Genomic DNA, 6,000 nt, shown 5'->3' with positions numbered 1-6,000 from the left:
AGCTACTGCATTGTTAGAGCGCAATGGAATTAAAGTCTACAGTCAACATACGATAGCTAAGCTCCGAGAGGCGTTGGGAAAAAATAGCTAACAAACTGTTCAAGAGGGATTCGCAACGCGTGGCATTTTCACTATGCGTTGGTTTCGGTGTTGAAGTGCCATGCTTCTGCTTGGTCATTGCGTGCTTCACACCTTAACAGGGCGTTAGCACTCTTTGGAAGGAATAAAATATTGCTTTATAAATATCTATCTTTATCTTCATTATCATATAAAAGCATTATTTGTGACCAGCAAGTATACTTTGCTTCTGTTATGAGCATGAACGATCCGTTCGAGGGGCTACCAAGCTATAAACTGCCTACCCGACAAGAGGTGAAAAATCACCTAATTGAGAAAGGTGCAAAACGTAAAAATATAAATAAGTTATTACCTCGTGCAATGGAAGATATGAGGCATAATTATGATCGCGCTCGAACGGTGGATGAGGCATATGCGTCCGAAACTGGATTACTATGTATGACGCCACATCGAGACAACCTTCTAATGTGGAGCCATTATGCGGACTCTCATCAAGGTATTTGTATTGGTTTTGACATAAAGAGGCCATATGACGTTGAATTTGGTGTTGGTTATGATGTTGAGTACACCGAGAAGTATCCTGAAATTTGTCTTTTGCAACGCGACTGGTTGTACACAGAGGCTAAGGTAGGGAGAACTCTGATGAATCAGCAAGCTCGTGAAGACTTAATGACAAAGCAATTTTATACAAAGTCTAAAGAGTGGTCATATGAAGATGAGGTTCGATTCGTGAGACCTCCTTATGGCGAAGGCGTCGGCTTAATGCCTTTTCGTAAATCTCAAATTAAGGAAGTTATCATTGGGTGCAGGGTGCCAGAAAACAAAAAAGAAGAAATCATAGCTTTAGTTACAAAACATTGCCCAACCACAGATATTATTCAGTCTCACGTATCGAAACATGAATATGGATTGACTTTCGAGTCGCTTTCAACAGCGTGCTAACAAAGCATTTAAGAGTGATTCGCAACGCTTGGCAGTTTCGCTTCGCTCAAGTATAGCCAAGCGTCGCACACACCTTAATGCGGCGTTAACTGGCACAGAAAATACGAAAGCACATTGATACGGTTTCTAGGTTCGGAGGTTTAGCGTGTTCGGTCGGTTTCCTTAGCTGAGGTAATGCGACTAATTTCAGTTTGGTACTTAAGTTTACTGATGTGAAAGGCGGCATAAAGCCTTCTAATAATATAAGGCGTTCGCGATTAGTTCGGCGCACTTACATCGCCGAAGTATGGTGTTGTGAGACGCATTTCAAACTAAAGATCAACGGTAATTTTTTTGTTAAACACATATTTGAGTTAGCTTTGCTAACCATTAATTAGCAAAACGAGCTTTGGCGAAAGTGGCTGAAAAATCGGCGAAAACTGAAATGCGCTCAGTTAACAAACTGTTCAAGAGGGATTCGCAACGCGTGGCATCTTCACTATGCGTTGGTTTAAGTGATTAAGGTGGTATGCGGCGGCATTGGTATTGCGTTGCTCACCCCCTTAACAGGGCGTTATGTGCTTTGGGAGAAAATGGAAATGGATATTCCCGACAGATTCAAAAATGTAAGATACGTTTCATCCCGCATTCCGGGTTGCAAAGATGATTCAGACTTAACGCTTGGAGCTAACTGTCAGGTCTTTGCTTATAACCTGCTCAGAGACTTCGGTCTAAATCCACCTAACTACCGTTCTAGTGAATGGTGGGATGACTCGGAGTTTAGTGAGGTGGTCACTGAGTTTAAGCCGCTAGATATCATGATGTACAACGACTTTACTGACTCATACGGAGCACACGTTGGGGTGTATGTCGGTAATGGACTCGTCTACCACCTTTCTTTATCCAATGGCGTACCCATGTTTGAGCGCCATTTAGACTTACTTCAACAAAGTAAGTATCAGTTTTTATTGGCGCTAAGCGTATAAAACAGTTTGGTGCATAACGTAAGTACGCACATAACAAACTGTTCAAGAGGGATTCGCAACGCGTGTCATTTTCACCATGCGTTGATTTTAGTGATTAAGGCGGCTTGCGGCGGCTTTTGTATTGCGTTGCTCACCCCTTAGCTGGGCGTTAGCCTTATTACGGGGAATTGGAGCCCTCAGCAGAGGACTCCCGATATAAATCACGGTTTAAAAACGTGGTCTAAAACTGCAATATGATACGCATTTACTTGTCCCCAACGTTCATCAGGAACTTTATTGATCTTACCTCCAATTTTTTGGGTGTAAGCTCTAGCTTCCAACCCTTTAGCTTTTGCTAAGGTCAGAATGATTGGGATATTTTTAGAGTTACAATAAGCGATAACTGTGTAGTAATCCTTATCTCCAAATTTATGCTCTAATGCAGCATTTGCCGCTTTAAATGCATCGTCGGCTTTTTGATTGGCTTTTGTAACTTCGGCATTTGTTCTAGAAATGTGAGCTTGTGTATTTAACTGAGCCTTTTCTAAGTTGTTAATTCGTTGGTCATGTTGAACTAGCAAATTAGCTTGGTTTAATAGTTGCTCCGCCGATGATAGTACTCTCTGTGCTTCGAAATATGCATCTGCCAATTGTTCTTGGACTTGCCATGAAAAATCATCGGTAAATGCTTTTACCAACATTGAGTACCCACGTTGTGTAATTAAAATAATTCCAGATGGCGGAATAGGGTGTGGGTAAGAAGCTGCAAATGCTTGGTCCGTAGGCATTGCTATGAAGTAGTGTTTGTTCTTAAGCAACTTCGATTGGTTTGCAGTAAAAATGTTGTAAGTAGTGTTTTGAGAAACTCTATGTTATTTGTCAATGTCCCACAAGGTTAGGACACGCTCGGAGTTAAACTCAACGACAGGGATCGTAACCAAAAGGTCATTAATACTCAAAGGTCAAATATGGATATTTACCCAGAAATCGAGTTATCTAAAGCGCAGCATAATGCAATTGAAGCTCTTAGAAACAAGTCGTTTCCTGAACACCAAGTTACTCGCTCTTACTATAAGCAACTCCCGCATATGAGAGTTCTGAATTACGAAGGTGATCAGTTAGTTGGTTACATGGGATTAGACTACAGAGTTGTTCGCGTTGGTGATGAAATTTATAAAGTATTAGGTGTGAGTGACTTTTGCGTCGAGAGCACAGTTCAAAGACAAGGTATTGGCACAAAAATGTTGTCTCAACTCAGCGAGTATGCGTCCACTAAAGATGTCGACTTCATCATTTTAGTCTCCGATTTGGAGCGTTTTTATGTGGCTAATGGTTATATGCGCCTTAACTCTCTAAGTTCTTGGTTGCGAGTTCACGAACATAAAAATTACGGTGTCGCTGTAGAGCAACTAGATGATTTATATGTTAAACCTATCAGCGGTAAAACTTGGGCTGTTGGTCATATAGATTGGTTAGGGTATATGTATTAGTCTGTAGTGGGCTAATAAATTGTTAAAAAAGAAATACTACACGTGGCATTTTCAATTAGCGTTTCTTATGCCTTACGTGCGCGTTTTCCCACAAGGAGTAATATGTGATTGTAGTAGCAAGGTTTTCTTTTCCTCATGAAGCTCATATTGCGAGAGCAAGCCTAGATAGTGTCGGAATAGAAAGTTACATCGCTGACGAGCACACGGTAAATACTCAGTGGCTTTATTCAAATGCAATAGGCGGCGTCCGTCTGATGGTGGCCGAAAGTGATGCAGAAGATGCGAAACAAATACTTAGTAGCGATTTCTCAGAATCATTGGGAAATGAAGTTGACGTTGATGAAGAAAAAGACGTTTGCCCTAAATGTGGTAGTAAAGATCTATTTGCATTTACAAAAGGTAAACGCCCAGCTTTCTTAGTTTTTATTTTACTGGGTTTTCCACTGTTTTTTTACAAGCATGGTTATAAGTGTAAGCAGTGTGGGGAGTTTAGTGAAAAACTTTAAATCTTTAGATAACAAGGCATTAAAGAGATAATTTGTACTCGTAGTATTTTTACGATGAGTTATGTCGAGTGCCTATACAAGAAGTCAGAGTTACTGCTTGCTTACAAGCAAAGCATTATACGATAGTGAAGGAATAACATTGAATGAGTGAAATTAAAACAATAGAGCAGTTAAAAGAAATTTACGCAGAGCCAAGTGCGAGAGCTAAAAATAAAGCTCTGCCTGTGCTGGATGTTCATGCGATTACATTAATTAATAACTGCCATTTTGCAGTTCTAAGTACCGCTGATTCACAAGGGTATATCGATCTTTCTCCTAAAGGAGGGGAGCCTGGCTTCGTAAAAGTTTTAGATGAATCAACATTGCTGCTCCCTGATAGCTCGGGGAACAATCGTATCGATAGTCTAAAAAATATCATTAGTAACCCCAAGGTAGGGTTGTTATTGATGGTAAACGGTATTGATGAAGTGCTCCGTATTAAAGGAATCGCAAGTATTCACACCGACGCCAACTTGATATCTGCTTGCCCCGATGGAAGTAAAGATCCTAAGGTTGTTATCAAAATAGTCATAGAGAGTATGTACTTTCATTGTGCGAAAGCGGTGATGAGAGGGAAACTTTGGTCTGATGACTATAAAGTAAATCGCTCAATTCTCCCTTCATTAGCTCAAATCTTTAAAGATCAACAAAAGTTAGAAAGTAAAGCGCTTAATCAAGAAGAGATGTTGAAATATTACCAATCTAGCCTTTAGAACAAGCGTGGTAATATATTGAAAAGATAGAAAAATCAGGTTCGACCTTGCTTTACGGAAGTATGGATTAGGTTTAGTGGGGATGTTACTGTCTCAATAGCGTTAGTTCACAAATAAACAATTGTTAGTCCAAATTTTAAAATGAAAAATGCAGGAAAATTTACTCTAGAAAATTACGTTTTGGCTAGTCCGGGAGTTAGGTGTGTTGGACAAATGATTGATCTTTTTGTCAGTTTTAGCATTTTTACTCTCGTTTTATGGGTCGGCTTAGAAATCGGTATTGAAAAAGAGCTTGTGCGCGCTACAGCAGTAACTGCGACTGTATCGTATTACCTTTTTTCTGATTGTTTACCAAATGGTCAAAGTGTGGGTAAAAAACTTTTGGGCATTGCAGTTATAAGTGCAAGAACGGGTAAAAAGTGCAATATTTTTCAGTCGCTCTTTCGAAATGTTATTACTCCATTCTTCGGTTTTATTGACTCAATTTTCATTCTTGGTAAAAAGAGGCAACGTCTCGGTGATAAGTTAGTGAGAACGGTGGTGGTAGTGCACTAAATTGATAGCGCTGAGGACTAGGGTTCAAGTCGGGCTTTGTTTTCGTGGTGGGACAGTCTCGCTTAGGTGGTAGCGTTACTCACATACTGAATGTAGCGTTGTAAGAAAATTGGTATTGGAGTCCAAGTTTTATGTCAGAAAAAGAGAAAATGTTAGCAGGTGAGCTTTATGACCCAAGTGATGAAGAGTTATTAAAGTTAAGGTTGAGCGCTAGGTTACTAACTGAAAAATTGAATGCCACGTCTGTTGAGCATAAACAAAAGCGAGTTCAAATAACTAAGCGCTTGTTTGGCACAACAGGTGACGATATTCATGTTGAATCTTCTTTCAATTGCGACTACGGATCCAACATTCACGTTGGAGATAATTTTTACGCTAATTTTGGTTGTGTGATTTTGGATGTTGCGGAAGTTAAGTTTGGTGATAACTGTTTACTTGGGCCTCAAGTTGGCATTTATACTGCGACTCATCCCTTAGATCCTATCGAGAGGAACAGTGGTTTAGAGCTAGCAAAGCCCATAAACATTGGTGACAATTGTTGGATAGGTGGCCATGCCGTAATCAACCCTGGCGTAACACTTGGGAACAACGTGGTGGTAGCCTCTGGCGCAGTCGTTACAAAGAGTTTTAGAGACAATGTCGTTGTTGGTGGCAACCCAGCCAGAGTACTGAAGGAAATCGTCACTAAGCGATAATAAAGTATATGGACTATTTTGAGCCTGAGTTTAGGACT

Annotated in this window: 8 protein-coding genes; 7 read left to right on the top strand and 1 reads right to left on the bottom strand. The window is 40.2% G+C overall.

Going from position 1 to position 6,000, the window contains the following annotated elements; all coding sequences use genetic code 11:
• Nucleotides 1–231 precede the first annotated feature (231 nt).
• Both R7Q48_RS18220 and R7Q48_RS18215 read left to right on the top strand, forming a co-directional pair.
• Nucleotides 232–1,020, top strand: a complete 789-nt coding sequence (locus R7Q48_RS18220) for a DUF2971 domain-containing protein (RefSeq protein WP_256903273.1) — start codon at nucleotides 232–234, stop codon at nucleotides 1,018–1,020.
• 494 nt (nucleotides 1,021–1,514) lie between these two features.
• Entirely contained in the window at nucleotides 1,515–1,985 is a 471-nt protein-coding gene (locus R7Q48_RS18215; RefSeq protein WP_256903274.1) for a hydrolase, read from the top strand.
• A gap of 200 nt (nucleotides 1,986–2,185) precedes the next feature.
• Here the strand turns inward: R7Q48_RS18215 and R7Q48_RS18210 are convergent, their stop codons facing one another.
• Nucleotides 2,186–2,782 carry a hypothetical protein gene (locus R7Q48_RS18210; protein WP_318132402.1) on the bottom strand — a complete coding sequence of 199 codons (597 nt, stop codon included), beginning with the start codon at nucleotides 2,780–2,782 and terminating at the stop codon, nucleotides 2,186–2,188.
• Between the two features lie 150 nt (nucleotides 2,783–2,932).
• Between R7Q48_RS18210 and R7Q48_RS18205 the strand changes: the two genes are divergently transcribed.
• The 5 genes from R7Q48_RS18205 to R7Q48_RS18185 all read left to right on the top strand — a co-directional run bounded on the left by R7Q48_RS18205 (nucleotide 2,933) and on the right by R7Q48_RS18185 (nucleotide 5,962).
• Nucleotides 2,933–3,454: a GNAT family N-acetyltransferase gene (locus tag R7Q48_RS18205; protein ID WP_065274603.1), complete on the top strand. Its 522-nt coding sequence runs from the start codon at nucleotides 2,933–2,935 to the stop codon at nucleotides 3,452–3,454.
• A 104-nt stretch (nucleotides 3,455–3,558) separates the two neighbouring features.
• The gene (locus R7Q48_RS18200; protein ID WP_005377076.1) at nucleotides 3,559–3,960 is read left to right on the top strand and encodes a DUF2007 domain-containing protein; all 402 of its coding nucleotides are present in this window, start codon (nucleotides 3,559–3,561) and stop codon (nucleotides 3,958–3,960) included.
• Nucleotides 3,961–4,103: 143 nt separating this feature from the next.
• A complete protein-coding gene (locus R7Q48_RS18195) occupies nucleotides 4,104–4,712 on the top strand; it encodes a pyridoxamine 5'-phosphate oxidase family protein (RefSeq protein WP_005389306.1) in 609 nt (202 codons plus the stop codon).
• A 141-nt stretch (nucleotides 4,713–4,853) separates the two neighbouring features.
• Complete coding sequence (locus tag R7Q48_RS18190; RefSeq protein ID WP_031781318.1) at nucleotides 4,854–5,267, top strand: RDD family protein; 414 nt, start codon at nucleotides 4,854–4,856, stop codon at nucleotides 5,265–5,267.
• Between the two features lie 131 nt (nucleotides 5,268–5,398).
• The gene (locus R7Q48_RS18185; RefSeq protein WP_047102727.1) at nucleotides 5,399–5,962 is read left to right on the top strand and encodes a sugar O-acetyltransferase; all 564 of its coding nucleotides are present in this window, start codon (nucleotides 5,399–5,401) and stop codon (nucleotides 5,960–5,962) included.
• The last annotated feature ends 38 nt before the right edge of the window (nucleotides 5,963–6,000 follow it).

The organism is Vibrio sp. 378, from assembly GCF_033339435.1.
This window is presented reverse-complemented; position numbering and strand designations above follow the sequence as displayed.